The organism is Coleofasciculus sp. E1-EBD-02, assembly GCF_040218245.1.
GTDB lineage: Bacteria > Cyanobacteriota > Cyanobacteriia > Cyanobacteriales > Coleofasciculaceae > Coleofasciculus.
Window position 1 is genome coordinate 24,931 of the sequence record NZ_JAVJQN010000153.1, and the last position, 16,316, is coordinate 41,246.

General features: G+C 44.2%; 14 protein-coding genes. 7 read left to right on the forward strand and 7 right to left on the reverse strand.

The genetic code is table 11. The annotated features are described in order from the left end of the window. Window positions 1-172: 172 nt before the first annotated feature. Genes RIC07_RS24790 through RIC07_RS24800 form a run of 3 tightly spaced genes read right to left on the reverse strand, consistent with a single transcriptional unit; the run spans window position 173 to window position 5,169 of the window. Window positions 173-550: a response regulator transcription factor gene (locus RIC07_RS24790; protein WP_446396832.1), complete on the reverse strand. Its 378-nt coding sequence runs from the start codon at window positions 548-550 to the stop codon at window positions 173-175. 1 nt (window position 551) lies between these two features. Continuing rightward, the gene (locus RIC07_RS24795; RefSeq protein WP_446396833.1) at window positions 552-1,964 is read right to left on the reverse strand and encodes an adenylate/guanylate cyclase domain-containing protein; all 1,413 of its coding nucleotides are present in this window, start codon (window positions 1,962-1,964) and stop codon (window positions 552-554) included. Beyond that, window positions 1,930-5,169, reverse strand: coding sequence for a response regulator (locus RIC07_RS24800; protein ID WP_446396834.1), 3,240 nt, complete (start codon window positions 5,167-5,169; stop codon window positions 1,930-1,932). Before RIC07_RS24800 ends, RIC07_RS24795 begins: the two co-directional genes overlap by 35 nt. Window positions 5,170-5,637: 468 nt before the next feature. Here RIC07_RS24800 and RIC07_RS24805 point away from each other — a divergent pair, with 468 nt between their 5' ends. From RIC07_RS24805 to RIC07_RS24815, 3 genes are all read left to right on the forward strand, one after another. Beyond that, window positions 5,638-6,171, forward strand: a complete 534-nt coding sequence (locus RIC07_RS24805) for a retropepsin-like aspartic protease family protein (protein WP_446396835.1) — start codon at window positions 5,638-5,640, stop codon at window positions 6,169-6,171. Window positions 6,172-6,436: 265 nt separating this feature from the next. Continuing rightward, entirely contained in the window at window positions 6,437-7,294 is an 858-nt protein-coding gene (locus RIC07_RS24810) for a retropepsin-like aspartic protease family protein (RefSeq protein ID WP_446396836.1), read from the forward strand. 69 nt (window positions 7,295-7,363) lie between these two features. Continuing rightward, entirely contained in the window at window positions 7,364-8,146 is a 783-nt protein-coding gene (locus RIC07_RS24815; protein ID WP_446396837.1) for a DUF4058 family protein, read from the forward strand. Window positions 8,147-8,193: 47 nt separating this feature from the next. Here the strand turns inward: RIC07_RS24815 and RIC07_RS24820 are convergent, their stop codons facing one another. The 4 genes from RIC07_RS24820 to RIC07_RS24835 all read right to left on the reverse strand — a co-directional run bounded on the left by RIC07_RS24820 (window position 8,194) and on the right by RIC07_RS24835 (window position 13,018). Then, window positions 8,194-9,579: a DUF2079 domain-containing protein gene (locus RIC07_RS24820; protein ID WP_446396838.1), complete on the reverse strand. Its 1,386-nt coding sequence runs from the start codon at window positions 9,577-9,579 to the stop codon at window positions 8,194-8,196. A 165-nt stretch (window positions 9,580-9,744) separates the two neighbouring features. Next, complete coding sequence (locus RIC07_RS24825) at window positions 9,745-10,980, reverse strand: DUF445 domain-containing protein (RefSeq protein WP_446396846.1); 1,236 nt, start codon at window positions 10,978-10,980, stop codon at window positions 9,745-9,747. A 239-nt stretch (window positions 10,981-11,219) separates the two neighbouring features. Continuing rightward, entirely contained in the window at window positions 11,220-11,921 is a 702-nt protein-coding gene (gene ubiE, locus RIC07_RS24830) for a bifunctional demethylmenaquinone methyltransferase/2-methoxy-6-polyprenyl-1,4-benzoquinol methylase UbiE (protein ID WP_446396839.1), read from the reverse strand. A 155-nt stretch (window positions 11,922-12,076) separates the two neighbouring features. Next, the gene (locus RIC07_RS24835) at window positions 12,077-13,018 is read right to left on the reverse strand and encodes a response regulator (protein ID WP_446396840.1); all 942 of its coding nucleotides are present in this window, start codon (window positions 13,016-13,018) and stop codon (window positions 12,077-12,079) included. Between the two features lie 217 nt (window positions 13,019-13,235). On the opposite strand from RIC07_RS24835, the gene RIC07_RS24840 reads away from it, so the two are divergent. The 4 genes from RIC07_RS24840 to RIC07_RS24855 form a co-directional block, all read left to right on the forward strand. Then, a complete protein-coding gene (locus RIC07_RS24840; RefSeq protein ID WP_446396841.1) occupies window positions 13,236-14,330 on the forward strand; it encodes a RuBisCO accumulation factor 1 in 1,095 nt (364 codons plus the stop codon). Window positions 14,331-14,786: 456 nt separating this feature from the next. Continuing rightward, window positions 14,787-15,374 carry a molybdenum cofactor guanylyltransferase gene (locus tag RIC07_RS24845; protein WP_446396847.1) on the forward strand — a complete coding sequence of 196 codons (588 nt, stop codon included), beginning with the start codon at window positions 14,787-14,789 and terminating at the stop codon, window positions 15,372-15,374. Between the two features lie 333 nt (window positions 15,375-15,707). Beyond that, on the forward strand, window positions 15,708-15,902 hold the full coding sequence (locus RIC07_RS24850) for a hypothetical protein (RefSeq protein WP_446396842.1): 195 nt from the start codon (window positions 15,708-15,710) through the stop codon (window positions 15,900-15,902). Window positions 15,903-16,019: 117 nt separating this feature from the next. After that, window positions 16,020-16,316 (forward strand): helix-turn-helix domain-containing protein (locus RIC07_RS24855; protein WP_446396848.1); only part of this gene is annotated, 297 nt, incomplete at its 3' end.

Here is a 16,316-nt window from a genome sequence, read left to right on the forward strand (position 1 = left end):
TATCTGAACTTATTCACATCAATAAAAAATTGCATTCCTGCGAGGGAGGAAGACAAAGGATGCTTCGCTCTTGTTGCACGGAAGGGAGAGAATTCAAAGCCTCTCTCCTTGCAGGAGAGAGGTTTGGAGAGAGGTTTTACAGACCCCGTGAAAAGCAAGAAATGCTATCCCCTCATAATCCCAGAATTTCATAGGATTTTTCGACAACTTCATCGGGATCAAACGGCTTAGTCATATACAAATCCGCCCCGACTTGTTGCCCTTTTTCTTTATCAAACTCTTGCCCCTTTGCCGTTAACATAATAATGTAGACATCTTTAATATCCAGATTATTTTTAACGGCATAACAGACATCAAAACCATTCATCTTAGGCATCATCACATCCAGAAACACTAAATCCGGTTTTTCCGTTTTAATGGTTTCAATTGCCTCTTCGCCATTTTCCGCAATCAGGACTTCTACGCCTTCATCTTCCAACTCCTCTAAAGTTTGTGCCATTAACAGGCGAATATGCGGTTCATCATCAACAATCAAGACTTTCTTATTCATCTTAATAGATCACTTCAAATACATCTACAGGCTTTTTCTTACCCTTAACTTGCACAGTGCCAACTTCCTTAAAATCAAACAGATTATAGGTAACATCATAGACACTGCGACACACCAAAATTTGTTCCCCTTTGGCAATGGATTGTAGACGAGAGGCAATATTGACTTTATCCCCAATAGCAGTATAATCCATGTGCTGAGGAGAGCCAACATTTCCCACAATCACTTCCCCTGAACTGATACCAATTCCGGTAATAAAATTTTGGCGAATCCAAGGAACCGGAATAGCTTTGATCCGCTTTTGCATTTCAATTGCTGTTTTAATCGCACCTTGCTCACTGTAAACTAAGCGAGAGGGAGCGCCAAACATTGCCACAATCATATCACCCACAAACTTATTAACCGTTCCGCCATAGCTGAAAATGACATCAACCATGTGGGTAAAATATTCATTCAAGTATTCGACGATTAGTTCCGGAGGTAATTCCTCACATTTCGTAGTAAAATTTCTAATATCTGAAAATAAAATGGCAATATCCCGTTTAGCTGGCTCAAACGAAAAATCATCTTTTTCTTCCAGAATGGCTTCAACGACTTTAGCAGAGACATAACGTTCGAGATTACTTTTAATCCGCTCTTCTTTGAGTTTTTGTTCATGCAACATTGCATTTTCAATGGCAGATGCTGCTTGCGAGGCTAAAGCCGTCAATAACTTTAAATCAGCCGCCGTATAATTAATTGGCTCTTGATGACTAATATTAATCACCCCAATGATACCATCTTTGGTTTGCAAAGGAGCGCAAATTAGAGCGTAAATTTGATTCCGACCTTCGACAAATCGAATATCTGCCTGCACATTATTAATGATTTCGGCTTTACCCGTCAAAATTAAATTACCAGCGATTCCTTTCCCCAATGCCAAGGGCGCTTTTGGGTCATATTCTTGACCAATGGCAGCGACTAACTCAAACTCACTCGTGTCGGGATTTAATAACATGAGTGAACCACTGGTGGCTTTAATTAATCGCGTGGCTTCATCAATGATTAAGTTGGCAACTTGTTTGAGATCAAGGCAAGCGGTTAACCGTCCTGATATATTATAAAGCATGTTAATCTCTTTATATTTATCCAAGGTTTCCCGCGCCAGCATTTTTTCCTGAATTTCTTTATTGGCAATATAACTCAGGAGGGACGCCAATGATGCGGCTTTTTCACCCCCTGTGATCCAACCAATAATATCATCAGCCAGCTTTACCGGATAATGTCCCAATTCCTTTTGATTTTCTTCACCAAAAAGGAGACGACCCTGGGTATCCTGAATCAGAATCGGTGTCTCCATGACCGCACTCATTTCCTTGATCAGAGATAAAACATCCTTTTTATTCAGCAACTTCTTTAGACTGATGGTTACCATCTGCTTTTTCATTCGCTAATAAGAGAAAAAATACATTTTCCAGTCCCTTTTCAAAGCGCAGGGTTTTGACAATATTATATCGTTCCGACAACTCAGAATTGACAATAATCATATCCGGCTTAACGGAAATAGCTTTTTCTTTAAAATCTTCCCCATCAAAGACCTCAATCACATTATATCCCCTGGTGGTTAGGACATCAGCCAGAGTTTTAACGGTGGATATATTTTCATCAACGACTAATATTTTCTTTTTAGAACTTCCTTGAGCAATTAAAGAATCAATTTCCTGAAGTAATTGTTCCGATTCAAAGGGTTTAGTGATATACTTGTCGATTCCTAATCGATAACCTCGTTCATGGTCTTCAATAATGGACAAAATAATAATGGGAATGTCCATGGTTGATGGGTCATTTTTCAATACAGCAGCAACATCAAAGCCATTCATTTCCGGCATCATCACATCCAGAGTAATTAGATCCGGTCGTTCTTGCTTAACGAGTGCGATCGCTTCTAGACCATCTTTGGCTTCCCGGACTTGATATCCCCGTGACTCAAGTTCTTGTCGCAACAGTTGACGAATTAAGGCTTCATTATCGACCACCAGTACTGTTTTATTGGGAGTCTTGTTCGTGGATGATTTATCAGGAGTGACCGTTACTTGAAGCTGCTTAACCAATGTGTCCATATCCATCATATTTACTTGGACAGGTAGATTAGTATGAATGGGAAGAGTAAACGAAAATGTACTTCCTTTTTTCAGTTCACTTTCGACCCAAATTCTGCCACCATGATGTTCAACAATTTGCTTACATATCGGTAATCCTAGACCCGTTCCTTTCGGTTTATCGGTTAACGTATCCCCAACTTGCTTAAATTTTTCAAAGACTTGGGGCTGATCAGCGGGAGCAATACCCATACCTGTATCAATCACACTAATAATAATTTCACTATGCCTTTGTGTCGCTCGGCAGGTTATTGAGCCTTTTTGAGTAAACTTAACAGCATTGGAAATTAAATTAATCAGAACTTGAATCAGTCTATCTTTATCCCCAGAAATTTCTGGAAGCTCAGTTTCTACATTTTTAATAAATTGAATGTGTTTAGTCTCAAATAACGAGGATGTCGCCGCGATTGCCCGTTCAATAATCTCGTTAACCAACAACGGCTGCATATTCCAATCGACTTTCCCGGCTTCCATTTTGGCAATATCGAGAACGTCATTAATTAAAGCTGTCAACCGTTCTCCTTCCGAGACAATAATAGTGACATTATCTTTGACTTGGCGAACAGTTCGATTAATTTTCTTGTTGTCGGTTTGGATTTGGGGGAAAATGACATCTTCTAGTTTTTTCTTAATAATTTTGGTAAATCCCAAGACAGAAGTTAGCGGGGTTCTTAATTCGTGAGAAACGGTAGAAATAAAATCCGTTTTCATCTGATCCACTTCTTTTTCAACGGTAATATCTCGAATCAGGATAACTGAACCCAGAAACTCCTCAACTGCACCATCAGCCAAAGCCACTTTATCAATGGCGGTGGCTACAGCTTTACCAATACGTCCCCCCGCTAGATCAATTTCTGCGGTAAAGACTTCGCGGTGATGGTTTTGGGTTTGGGTGACTAATTCCACTAACTCGCTGTTTAATATATCTTGACCCTTTTTATCCGTAATATCAAGTTCTCCTAACCCTAACATCCTGAGGAAAGCGGGATTGAACTGAGATATTTTTCCTTGAGTGTCAGTAACCAGTAAGCCATCGACTAAATTATTAATAATAGCCGTCAAATGAGCGGTTCTTTCTTCAACGCGACCTTCGAGAATTTGATTAATACTTTCAACATGCTGGCGAGTATCTGCTTCAGTTTTCTGTAAGCGCTTGGCTTCCGATTCAGCTTGTTTTAAGAATTGTTCGCGGACGTAGACTTTAACCGCCATTGAATTGAACAGATTTGCCAAACGTCCTAACTCATCTTTGCGAGTATCATCCAGTTGAATATTCAAATCTCCAGCCGCAATTCGTTCCGTTGCTCCCATCAACTCAATTAAGGGATTCGTAACTTGGCGACGCAGGACAAAATAGAGGACTAACAGTTCAAGCACAAGTGCGACAATCCCTAACCCCAGAATAAAGCCGGCTGTGTCTCGGGCGGGTTTGGCTAAAATTGACTGGGGAAAAACGGTAACTAAATACCAATCCGGTTCATCAATTCTGGCGACAGCTAAGTATTCATTATCTTTAGGATTTTCAATGATGATTTGATTGGGGGTTATGTCTTTGACCAATTGAAAGATACGCTGAAGGTGGGGGTCATCGGATTCAAGAATATTGAATTGCCCCTTTTTTTGTTTAATTTCCTCGATTTTATCGGGATGAGCAATGAGATGACCATCCCCGCTAAACAGAATATTATAACCGCCCTCCGTGTGATCCTGAATCATGCGATTCATCAGTTGATTCAGAGTCAAATCATGTCCAATTGTGGCAATATGTTCACCATCTAAATTAACAGGTGTTTTCACAGAGACAATCCAATCTTGAGCCTGCGGATCGTAATAAAGTCCTGTCCATACCGTCTTTGACTCTGCATTGGTTTGGGTTTTAGCACGATAGGCTTTTTTCTCGTTTTGTAGATTAAGTTCAGTCGAAGCTCGTTGCACCCAGGGCGTTCCGGGCCAATAGATGGCGATAATATTGTCGGGGCTAGTAATGTAGGTATTGATAAAACGATGATGCCAAACTGAGCCATAGGTTGTGGTTAAGTTGTAAAAGGCAAGAACTCGCTGTCGAACCTCTGCATCAATGACTAGGTTTTCATCGATATAAACCCCCGCCTGCTCAAGAGTGTCAAACTTTTCCGGGGGCTGATCTTGAGGTCGATTGCGAATCACCCCATCAGACCATTCGACAAAGAGTTGATCGAATTTAGTGTAGGAATTATAATCGGGTTCTTTTAGGTGCTTTAGTAATTCTTGTTTGAGCAGCGTATGATTATCTACAGCGATAGAGAAGAGAATGCGTTCCCGCTCACCTCGTTCGTACACATGTTTTTTGACCCGTTCCAATGCTTCAGATTCAAAAAACGATAAGGTGTGAAAATAACTCCACGTCGTTAATACAACAATAACTCCAGCAATCCTTAAGGCTACATTAACCAGCGTTCGCCGTGTGATCGATTGTTGCCCGAAAAAGAGAGGAAAAGCCATTTTAGAGTGGATGAAGGTTTAATACAGACAGTTCTAAGGTTGATGAGATGGGATGCGGGAAGCCAGGGAGCAGGGGTGGAGGGGCGCAGGGTAGATTTACCCCAATTGTTCGCATTTTTTAGATAGATTGTCTTTTGAATTTTGCACGACTCCCCCAGTTTTTAATCCACTGAATAAGATTCAGATGTTTCTTGAGCAACAATTTTGTAACAACGAAGAATCATGAAAGTTTATTAATATCTACATCATCTTGATCAGATATCCGGATGAGTAATCGGTTCAATCTATTTCACTCTCATCATCGCTAAAACATGGACGCCTAGAAATTACCCATTGCCCGTTCCCTGTTCCCTGACAACCCCTACGATGAGCTGAACAGAGGACGCGCCCCCCTGTTGTGGGTTAAATTAAGAAATAGAAAATTGGACGACTGACAACGATTGCTGCCGAACTGGGCGCAAGATCACCATGAAACGCTATTTATCCCGCCAAGTCTTACCTGTATTCCTCGCGATCGCAGGAATTATCTCATCTACCAGTATCTCCCATTCCCAGAGTGATTTGCCCTGCTACCTAGAAGACAGCAACGGCAATGTCATTGATCTGGGACACCTTTGTGGTAGTGGTAGCAGTACACCCTCAGTGATTCAAGTTCCCATTAAACGCCGATTGTCCGGAATTCCGGTCGTTGATGTTCAATTTAATGGCAACCGCCGCTTTGAAATGCTCTTCGATACAGGGGCGTCTGGAATTGCCATTACCCCTCCAATGGCACAAGTCTTAAACGTTGCACCCGAAGGCGTCGTTATCACCTCCACGGCGGGTGGCAAAGTCGAAGTTCCGCGAGGTCGCGTCAATTCTGTCGCCGTCGGCGGTATTGAAGTCACGAATCCGGAGGTGACGATTAATCAATACCTCGATATCGGACTATTAGGACAAGGATTTTTTGGTGTCTACGATGTGACGATTAAAGAAAATGTGATCGAACTTAGATATCGGTAGGGATGAATGTTGAGGCAAGTAGGGGCGGGTTTAGGGACTTGTGTTTTGCTGTTGATCGTAACGTTGATTCAAAACCCGCCCCCATCAAGTGCGATAATTATTTGGTAAGTAGGTTGGTGGAAATAAACTTAACTAGATTAAGTTATGTAAACAAGTCTAAAACCCTTACTGTTCCCTGTTCCCTGTTCCCTGTTCCCTGTTCCCTAATCTCCACCGCTAACTTTAATTGTGTCCACCTACTTATATGACCAATGACTAATGACCAATGACAAAGGACAAATTACCAATGATGTGGCAATCTTTCTGGAGTCGTCGTGTTTGGATCGCTTTATTCAGCACATTAACCCTACTCAACAGTGCATGTAGTAATAGTGAGGCGGATACGGTTGCAAGTCCTACTCCGACGCAAGCCGCCAGTCCGGTTTCCACCCCTTCCGCTTCTCCCTCGCCCAAACCGCAAGCCTCAAAACCCCAACCACCGTCACCCCCTCAATCAGACACCTACGAAGAAGCCATTGATGTGGCAACAAGTGCGGTGACAATTAGTCAATCAGCGGTGAGTCGAGAGGATTGGAATTTAGTGGCAAATCGTTGGCAAGAAGCCATTCAGTTATTAAAAGCTGTACCCGCTTCCAGTCAGCACCACTCAACCGCCCAACAAAAACTATCTCAATACCAAAACCTGCTGGCGGATGCCAAACAACGATCCATACCGCCACCGCCGAAACCGAAACAAGGAGATAGTAGTCCCCAGTTTTTCTCGATACCGATTAAAGGAAAAGTCCGGGGTATTCCCATTATCGAAGTTACCTTTAATGGTCAACGGGAATTTGATATGCTGTTTGATACCGGAGCAACAAATACGCTAATCACCCAGACGATCGCGTCCTCACTAAACTTAAAACCGGTTGGGTTTACTCAGATGAGTGTTGCTGATGGCGCGGTTGTACAAATGCAAGTGACAATCTTGGACTCCATCGAAACTGATGGTCGTCTGAAACGAGATCTTGAAGTCGCGATCGCACCACCATCCATGCCTGTTGGACTGTTGGGACATGACTTTTTTGACGGCTATGACATCACCATCAAAGATACTGTGATTGAATTTCGCAAACGTTCATAAGTGGGTTGTCCTTTGTCATTTGTCCTTTGTAAAGGTTTAAAGAAGTATTCTACAAATGACTAATGACCAATGACCAATGACAAATTACCAATGCCGAATCCATTTCCGGGGATGAACCCCTACCTCGAACAAGCCGACTATTGGTCAGATTTTCACAACCAATTGATCGCGTCATTAGCGAGAACACTGATTCCCAAGCTATTGCCCAAATATCGGGTAGTCACAGATAAGTGGGTGTATAAAATTGCTGGATCGAGTGCGATCGCCATTGGTAGACCTGACCTTACCGTACAGCAGCGCCGTACCCAGACATCACCCATCTCGGCAATTACCACGCGATCGCAATCCACTGTTCAACCGATTCAGGTGGCTGTTCCCCTCCGCCAAGAAATTCGGCAATCTTATATTCAAGTTAAAGATGCCGCCACAAAAGAGGTTGTCACGGCAATTGAAGTGCTATCTCCCGCTAACAAAGTCGGAGACGGTCGCCAAAAATACATAGCCAAACGGCAACGGATACTCGATAGTCTAACGCATCTAGTCGAAATTGACTTATTACGACAAGGGCAAGCTTTACCTCTAGAAAACGATAGCATTCACAGCCATTATTGTATCTTAATCAGCCGCGCCAATACTCGTCCTTTGGCAGATTTGTACCCATTTAATCTCCGCGATCGCATTCCCCCTTTCTCACTACCCTTGCGCCCTGAGGACAGCGAACCTGTGGTTGATTTACAAACGTTGATTAATGAACTCTACGAACAGTTAGGATATGACTATTTTATTGATTACAGCAACAGTCCACCGTCGCCTTGGTCTCAGTCTGATGTAGAATTTTGGCTTAATCCTTAATACCAATTCAGTGAAAAATAAATTCAGGACTATTACTAAAAATCCATTCATTCCTGGGTAAACAAATAAACTTCATCCTGCTGATAACTTAATTGAAATGTCGGTGTATTTTGTAACCGTTCTAACAATTGATTAACCACCTCTGGACTACTTCCCCAACCCGGATGACGCTGATTCAATAGTACATAATCAAATTGCCCTAACTCCGTTGTTTCCGCACCAACTGTTACCAACTTAACCACAGGGCGGTGGGTTAAATGGGGAGCAACTTGGGCAGGAACTAAAACCCCACCTTTAGTTTGAATTTGAGCAATGGCTTCCCTTGTCGCTTGCCAAGTATCGATGGATTCCAAATATCTCGACCAAAAATAACCAAATTTGGCTAACGCTAAAAACGCGACAAATGACCAGATCATCATGCTTCGCGGGTGACGTAACCATCCCTTTCCGGCGGCTAATGTAGAAATGACGGCTAATAATAGAAAAGGCAATGCAGGTAAAGAGTACTGATGAATTAAATCTTTTTGAGGTTGGTAGTCAGTGATTAGATTAATAATCAACGTGGGGACGGCACTGACTAAAGGGGTTAGATGCTGGGGTGAAAGTCCCCAAATCAGGGGTGAGAACAGCAACACTAAATATTCCAGGTTGGGCAAAGTAAAAATTCTTCCCAATACTAACCCCGGTTTAAGAAGCAGATTTTTTGCGATTTCTAGAACCGAGTCTCCTAAGAAAGCATAGCGCCCGACTGCTTCAACACCATTAGGTCTAAAGGCGGGAATAGTCACTTGAGTGGCAATTAAAAACCAGGCAATTCCTGCCCCTAACGCAATCCCACCACACCACCGCTTTTTCTCAAACACCAACAACCAAAACCCCATGGCGGCTACCGTCAGAGATAAAGCATCCCGACACGCCAAAATCAAAACAATTGCCCCACAAAACCAAATCTTACGATTCAGCCGCGCCGCCAAAACTGCACCTAAAAAAGCGGGTAAAGCGATAACTTCGGCATGGAAATCAAATAGATTGAGATTAAAAATTAATGGATACAGCAGATAGACGATTGCCATTGCTGTTGCTTGGGACTCCTTTAACCCTGCTTGACGGGCGAGATAAAAGGTTGGTAAAGCACCGACGGCTAAAGCAATGGCTTGCACCGCAAACAACCAATGGACATCGGGATGGATTTTGTATAGCAAGGCGAGTCCATAAAGAATCCAATCTGCGTGACCGCCCATAAAATGGTAACCCCAGAAGGAAACAATGGGGGTTTGTCCCTGGCTAATCAGGTAAGTCGCCTGGTCAAAATAGCCCAAATCAAAAGCAGTAGATTGAAATAGGGCGTGTCGTAAGCTGCTGCATATCAATAAGATTAAAGCACTTACCGCGATCGCAGACCTAACCGTATTAAGAGACCGACTTGTTGCCATACTACTTGCAGGGAGTTAAAATTTACCTCACCACTATTCCCCTAGAAGGGCAGGTTTCGTCAAGTTATCGGACTTATCGGTCAAACCCGCCCCGACACCCCACACCCTACACCCCACACCCTACCGACTATTCAAGTCGCTTACCCACCCCTTCAGTTCCCTATCTCAAAATCCCCGAAATAGGATTAACCCAGTCTGAAATAAACCGATCACTACACCCAAAATCCCGCCTAAATTAACAATCGCTTGCAATTCATTTTTGACAATCACTTTAACGGCAACTTCTAAGGATTCCGGTGATGTACCTCTTACCCGCTCTACAATAAGCTGATCAATGGATAAAATTGGAATAACTTGAGTCACCAGTTTTTCTAAATCTTCTTCCAGATAACGCTCCAAAATTAATGCCAGTTCTTGACTAATTAATTCCATTGAGCTGCTCATAATCGCCGACTCTCGCAATCGGTTTAAAATTAATACCGCGACCTTTTCCCAATCAATGGATTGACTTAAACCTTGCAAAAATTCACCGCCCTGCTCTCGAATATAAGTGCGTACTGCATCCCGCATGGTTTTGCGTAACTGTCGCACTGTAGACACAGGCAAATTTTGTAGAGATAGAGTTTGCAGCCATAACTGTAACCGTTCACGGGCACCCAAGGCGGTCAATAATTCTTGCAGACGCGCATTGCTTTCCTCTTTTTCATCTAAGCAATAGGTTCGCAAACGGGTTAGCGTATTGCGTAGCCCAAATAAATTGGCGACAATCCAATAGGTGCCACTTGTCTTCTCGCGAAACCCTTCATCAATGATTTGGATATTGCGATCGGTTAAAAAATCAATAATCCCTTGACGCAGCACATCAGGCGGTAATGCCACTTGCAAAATCCACTGGGAAAGCTGTTGTGCTTGTTGCTCATTCAGTTGAAACTCCAGCAAAATTTGATCAAAGATTTGGTTAAGCTGGGCTTCTAAAAAATCCTCGCGACGGGCTAAAACTTTGAGTAAACGGGGCAAGGATTCTCCTAATAAGTCGTGGAGAATAGCCGCAAGAATCTTCGCTGTTTTCTGTTCCTTATCTAACTGGACTTGTTGCAACGTCAGATTGAGCATCCACAGAATTGCCCCACGCACCCGTTCCCGATGCAGTAGACGCCGTGCTAGTCGTTGCATCTCCGACGGGGTTAACAAAGAACCCATGATGGTATCGGATACCCGTTTCGCTAACCGTTCCTGGTTATCGGGAATTAAACCGGGTGTAAACGGTAACCGCCGCTTGCCAATGTAAATGGGGCGGTAGGGACGGAATAGCATTTTAATTGCTAAATCATTAGTGAAATAGCCAATAATTCCCCCCGCGATTGGAGGTAAGAATAGCAGCCACAGGTTCGATAAATTCAAAACAGCAACCGACGTAATACAGAATGGACAAGCAAGGATTGGTGGAAAGGGTTGACTTGGGCGTTTTATAATCCCCAATCCCTGATCCCCATTGTAGGCTCTACGGTTCAAGGGGCGTTTCATTCTTCGGATAAATCACGAGGGCTTTCACCTTCGCTATTTTGTAAAAAAGCTAAACGACACCCGACACCCCTACACCCTGTCAATTCCTCAAGTCGTTTACCCACTCCGTCAAAACGCTACGGTTTCCGGACGACCAAAACGCCCATCATTCCCCCAGCGATGGGATAGTGCGTGGCGTGGCTAAATCCAGCCTGGTGAGCCAGTTCAACCTGCTGTTTTCCGTTGGGGAATCGCTCTAAGCTGGGAGTGATGTAGGCATATTCTTCCTCTAAGCCCAAGGATTTGGCACGGGGTACGACGATTGTGTCGAGATACCATTGCTGAAACTGACGTAGGGCTGGGTGTTGAGGACGATGAAAGTCTAGGATAGCTGCCTTTGCCCCCGGTTTGAGGACTCGGTACAGTTCTCGCAAACAACCGGGAATATCGGTAACATTCCGCAAACCATACCCCATGGTGGCACCGTGGAAAAAATTATCCTGGAAGGGTAAATCGAGAGCATCGGCTTCAATCCAGTGAAGGGTTAAGGGGGGATAATGATAAGTTGCCCTAGCTTTTGCGATCGCGAGTAGCCGAGGCGAAAAATCAACCCCATACACTTGACCCGTTGCGCCTACCTCTCGTGCTAGCAGTTCGGCTAAATCGCCACTTCCGCAGCATACATCTAACCCAATCTCACCGGGTTCTAAGTCGCACCACTTCACCGCCATCTTTTTCCAGATCCGATGTTGACCTAAACTTAACCACTGGTTGAGTTGGTCGTAAACTGGGGCGATGCGATCGAATAAATGGCGAACTTCTGAGGGGTCATTTGTCATTTGTCATTTGTCATTTGTCATTTGTTAGGGAATGGGGAATGGGGAATGGGGAATAGGCAATAGGGAGTTAAAACTCGGTCAGGGCGGGTTTTGAATAAACTTTATCATCAACCGCGCCACAGAAATCCCTAAACCCGCCCCTACAGATTCAACACTCAGCGACTGGTTGCGATCGCTAAACCAACCTGCTGGGCGGATAGGTGAATCAGTTTTAGCTCATCTTCACTCAATTTACGCGCCTGTTGTTGCCATTGGAGGGAGAGTAGAGCTAGGAGTTCGCTGCGGTGGACAATTGGAATCAGCAGGTGGGCTTTAATGCCAATTTTCTGGTAATACTCTGTGGCGTCTTGGGGAGTTGCACCCGGGGTGTTAATCCAGACTTGCAATTGGCGATTAGCGATCGCGTCTGGCAAAAGGGGATCGGATTCTAGGGGGTTGACAAGGGATTCATCTTGGCTGTGTGTACCTTTTACATCTATCAAATGATCATCTTCTACGAGTTGCAGGATACAGATGTCTGTGCCAAAGCTGTCGCTAAAGATTTTGGCGATTTGGGGCAAGCTGGTTTCTAGGCTGTCTGAATCTTGCGCCACTTGCACCAGGGTTTCCATGAGCGCCATTTGAGCATGGGCTCGCTGCAATTCCTCGGTGCGTTGCTTCAGGAGTTCGTAGGTTTGAACTGCCCGTTCTACAACGGTTTTGAGTTCGTTTGGGTCCCAGGGCTTGGTAATATAGCGATAGACTTGTCCAGCATTAATGGCTTCCACTAAGTCTTCCACATCCGTAAACCCGGTTAAGATAATCCGCATGGTATCCGGAAACTGGGGGACGGTTTTGCTCAAAAACTCCGTTCCCTTCATTTCTGGCATCCGCTGATCAGAAATAATTACGGCGACTTCTCCCTCATTGGAAAGGATCGAGAGGGCTTGAGCGCCACTTTCAGCCCTGAATACGTTAAAGTGACGCCGGAAGGTGCGGTAGAGGAGATCCAAGTTATCGGGTTCATCATCCACCACAAGCATTTTCGGTTTTTGCGATCGCTCCAAACTCATGAACTGACGAGTGATAGTATCAAAATTAGGGTTCACCTTGTCCATAACACTACAACAAACTCCAAGTGAGTAAGTTTGAACTGGCGAGCCACAAGGGTAAGGCTATTTTGGTCTGTCCTGTTGCCCAATAGATGTAAACTGTCTTAACCTTAAGCTTTTTATCTAACCCTAGCTAGTTTTTGATTAAATCTATTACTATTTAATCACGAGAAAATTGAGACATCTGATAACTCAAAAAATACGGCAAACTTTTCTTCCCATTATGACTGAAATATCACCTGGAAATCCTCACCATAATCCTCAAGCTCACTCAGAGACAGTAGATGCTGATGCACTAATTCAGTTGCTCAGGCGCAAAGAACGTAACTGGGTAGAGTGGGGACAAGCGTGTCAACAACTCCAAAGTGCTGGCTATAGTTCCCAAGCCGTTTTTGAACAAACGGGGTTTGAGCCAATTCAACAGAATCAAGTCATTGTAGCATCTCAGGTCTATGAAACGTTAGTCAAAGCGGGAGTGTCGGAGGCAGTGCGATCGCGCTTTGATCGGACGGGGAGTGATATCCTCTATGAGTTGCGGATTCTCACCCAACCGGAACGAGCCGCCGCTTCTGAGTTTATTGTTGCCAGAAATCTGGATGCTGATGGTGCCCGTGAGGTGGCAAAAGCGATGAAAGAGTTGTCGCGTCGCCGTAGCCTACCGGAAGGATTTTCAGATCATCCGGGTGATGCTGTGGCGTACCAATACTGGAAACTTGCCCAACAACAGCAGAATTTACAAGAGCGATCGCGCTTAGTCGCACGAGGGTTAATGTTTGCTCATAGCCAATCGTCGCGGGAAGAAATTGAGCAGTTACTTACAGAACCTTTTGCAGGGAACCGCCGTCGAGCGCCCCGTTTGCCCCTCTATCGCGTGGAAGCGAGCGAACAATTACCGCAACTGATCCCATTGGTGGGTGAGTTTCCGGTAACGACTGCTGAGTTCCATCAAGTGGAGGCGGTGAAGACAAAGGGGGCGTTTCAGATTGTGGATTCTGCCCATCAGCAACAGATTGTCGCCATTCCCGGTTGGCAAATCGTGGCAAAGGCACAAGAGCCTGTGGCAATTTTGGGTAATATCACTCAGATTCCTAAGCAGGAGAATCAAAAATCGGAAGCAGTGTTGCTAATTGTTGACCGCAAAACACCAGAATGGGATGCCGATAATTATTATATGGTTGATCAATCGGGGACATTGGCAATTGAGTGGTTTTCGGAACAGCCGGATATACCGTTACTGGGACAGCTAATTCTGGTGTTACGTCCCAAGAAAATTCTCGATGAACCGTTGAGTCGGGATCTATGGCAAATTGACGAATAAGTCATTTGTCATTCGTCATTTGTTATTTGTCATTCGTTGATTAGGAACTCTCTCCCCCTGCTTCCCCCGCTCCCTCAGCTCCCCCAGCTTCCAGACGTGCCATGGCACGTCTCTACTTCCCCTCGAAGTGATCGGTATCACAGGGCTACCGGAGGGTTATCACTTTCTGTTTGTAAAATTTGAGGAAAATTAACATAACTTGACTTGAGCAATGTTGTGCGGTGGCTGTCTATGCAATCTCCTATTCTTCTTCCGGGCGCTCTCTCGGAACTCTTTGCCCAAGCGACCAGTTCTGGTTACATGACGAAAGCTGACCGCTATGGACTGATGGCAGCGATTTTAGGCGAAGATCTCAGTACAGACGAGAAATGCGTTATCGATCGCCTACTGCGGGCGGTACGGCGAGGACGGCTGCATTTAGCAGATGAACTGTCTGCTGTGCTGACGGATTCCCATATTTCTTTCTCAGCGATGGTTTTAGCGGGCGGGCAAAGTTCTCGCATGGGTCAGGACAAAGCTTTGATTCCGATCCAGGGTACGCCATTACTGAGACAGGTTTGTACCATTGCCCTTAAATGTACTCGTGAAGTTTTTGTGGTCACTCCTTGGCCCGAACGATATCGAAATATCCTACCGAAAAATTGCCATCTCATCCAAGAAATGCTGCTTTTGGGAGAAGATCAATCCCATGGTCCTTTGGTCGCATTTGCTCAAGGATTAACTCAAGTGAAACGAGATTGGGTGCTTTTACTCGCCTGTGACTTACCCCAACTTCAAGTTGAGGTTTTGCAAAATTGGGGTAGTCAGTTAACAAATACTCCCAAAGAGGTAATGGCTGTACTCCCCCGAAGTCCCAAAGGATGGGAACCCCTGTGTGGTTTTTACCGACGCCAATGCTTACCCCAATTAATCGATTATATTAATCAGGGGGGGCGCTCCTTTCAAAAATGGCTGGCACAGCATCCTGTTCAGGAACTTCCAGTTCGCGATCGCCAGATTTTATTTAACTGTAATACCCCAGAAGACTTGAAAGTGATCAATTAGCATCTGTCGGGCTGCCTGAGATAAGGGTCGCAGCGACTGCCACGATAGGGTATTCAGTATTTATACGTATTTAGTTGATATCAAAATCATCAAATAAGTATCTACATATCAATTTTTCTGCTGTACTCATAAAGATAAACAAACCTCAACTTCCTACTATTCTCCCTCTTCTTTGCTCTGTTCCTCTCGCCTCAGTACACTACTTATTCATTAATCTTTAACTACGTGTTTATACGGAACTTTTTAAAATAGGTTGCCGTAGCTTTTTTTAGTGGACTATGCTGATACGCAAGCCCAAAAAAGAGGCTGTGTCACTAAAAAATAGAAAAGGACATGAAAAGACATTTATTCGCCAGTGTTATTATCGGGACGTTAGCCTTGAGTGCAGGTGAGGCGAAAGCTGCCACGATTACAATTGACTCTTTTGATGATGGGTTTCAACATATCTCTGCGGCTAGTAGTACAACATTTAATTCAACGATTTATCTTAGTAGGGGGTTTGGGGGAGTTGTAAGACCCACGCTGTAGTTTTAATTCAGCGTTGGGATACACAACTCCCCCAAGTTAATTTTACGGGATTCAATCTCTCTAAAATTAACATTTAATAGTACACCACTAGCTAATAAAATGTTATATAATGGGGGGATGCTGACATTTAACTATAGCTACCGAATCTATCCAGATGCCGCTCAAGAACAACGGTTGATTGAGTGGATGGAAATTTGCCGACGTGCCTACAACTATGCACTAGGGGAGATAAAGGATTGGTGCAATAGTCGCAAATGTTTGATTGATAGATGTTCTCTAGAGAAAGAGTACATCATTCCAGCCGATGCTAAGTTTCCTGGCGAGGTTCAACAGCTTAACAACTTGCCTAAAGCTAAGAAGGAATTCCCCAAGTTAAAAGAGGTTCCCTCCCAAGTCCTTCAGCAAGCGATTAAG

Bases quoted from the DNA above. Each gene is read 5' to 3' on its own strand.
- RIC07_RS24840 (WP_446396841.1), top strand. From the start codon at position 13,236: ATGACTGAAATATCACCTGGAAATCCTCACCATAATCCTCAAGCTCAC.
- RIC07_RS24790 (WP_446396832.1), bottom strand. From the start codon at position 550: ATGAATAAGAAAGTCTTGATTGTTGATGATGAACCGCATATTCGCCTG.
- RIC07_RS24795 (WP_446396833.1), bottom strand. From the start codon at position 1,964: ATGGTAACCATCAGTCTAAAGAAGTTGCTGAATAAAAAGGATGTTTTA.
- RIC07_RS24850 (WP_446396842.1), top strand. From the start codon at position 15,708: ATGAAAAGACATTTATTCGCCAGTGTTATTATCGGGACGTTAGCCTTG.
- RIC07_RS24835 (WP_446396840.1), bottom strand. From the start codon at position 13,018: ATGGACAAGGTGAACCCTAATTTTGATACTATCACTCGTCAGTTCATG.
- ubiE (WP_446396839.1), bottom strand. From the start codon at position 11,921: ATGACAAATGACCCCTCAGAAGTTCGCCATTTATTCGATCGCATCGCC.
- RIC07_RS24805 (WP_446396835.1), top strand. From the start codon at position 5,638: ATGAAACGCTATTTATCCCGCCAAGTCTTACCTGTATTCCTCGCGATC.
- RIC07_RS24800 (WP_446396834.1), bottom strand. From the start codon at position 5,169: ATGGCTTTTCCTCTCTTTTTCGGGCAACAATCGATCACACGGCGAACG.
- RIC07_RS24815 (WP_446396837.1), top strand. From the start codon at position 7,364: ATGACCAATGACAAATTACCAATGCCGAATCCATTTCCGGGGATGAAC.
- RIC07_RS24820 (WP_446396838.1), bottom strand. From the start codon at position 9,579: ATGGCAACAAGTCGGTCTCTTAATACGGTTAGGTCTGCGATCGCGGTA.
- RIC07_RS24810 (WP_446396836.1), top strand. From the start codon at position 6,437: ATGACAAAGGACAAATTACCAATGATGTGGCAATCTTTCTGGAGTCGT.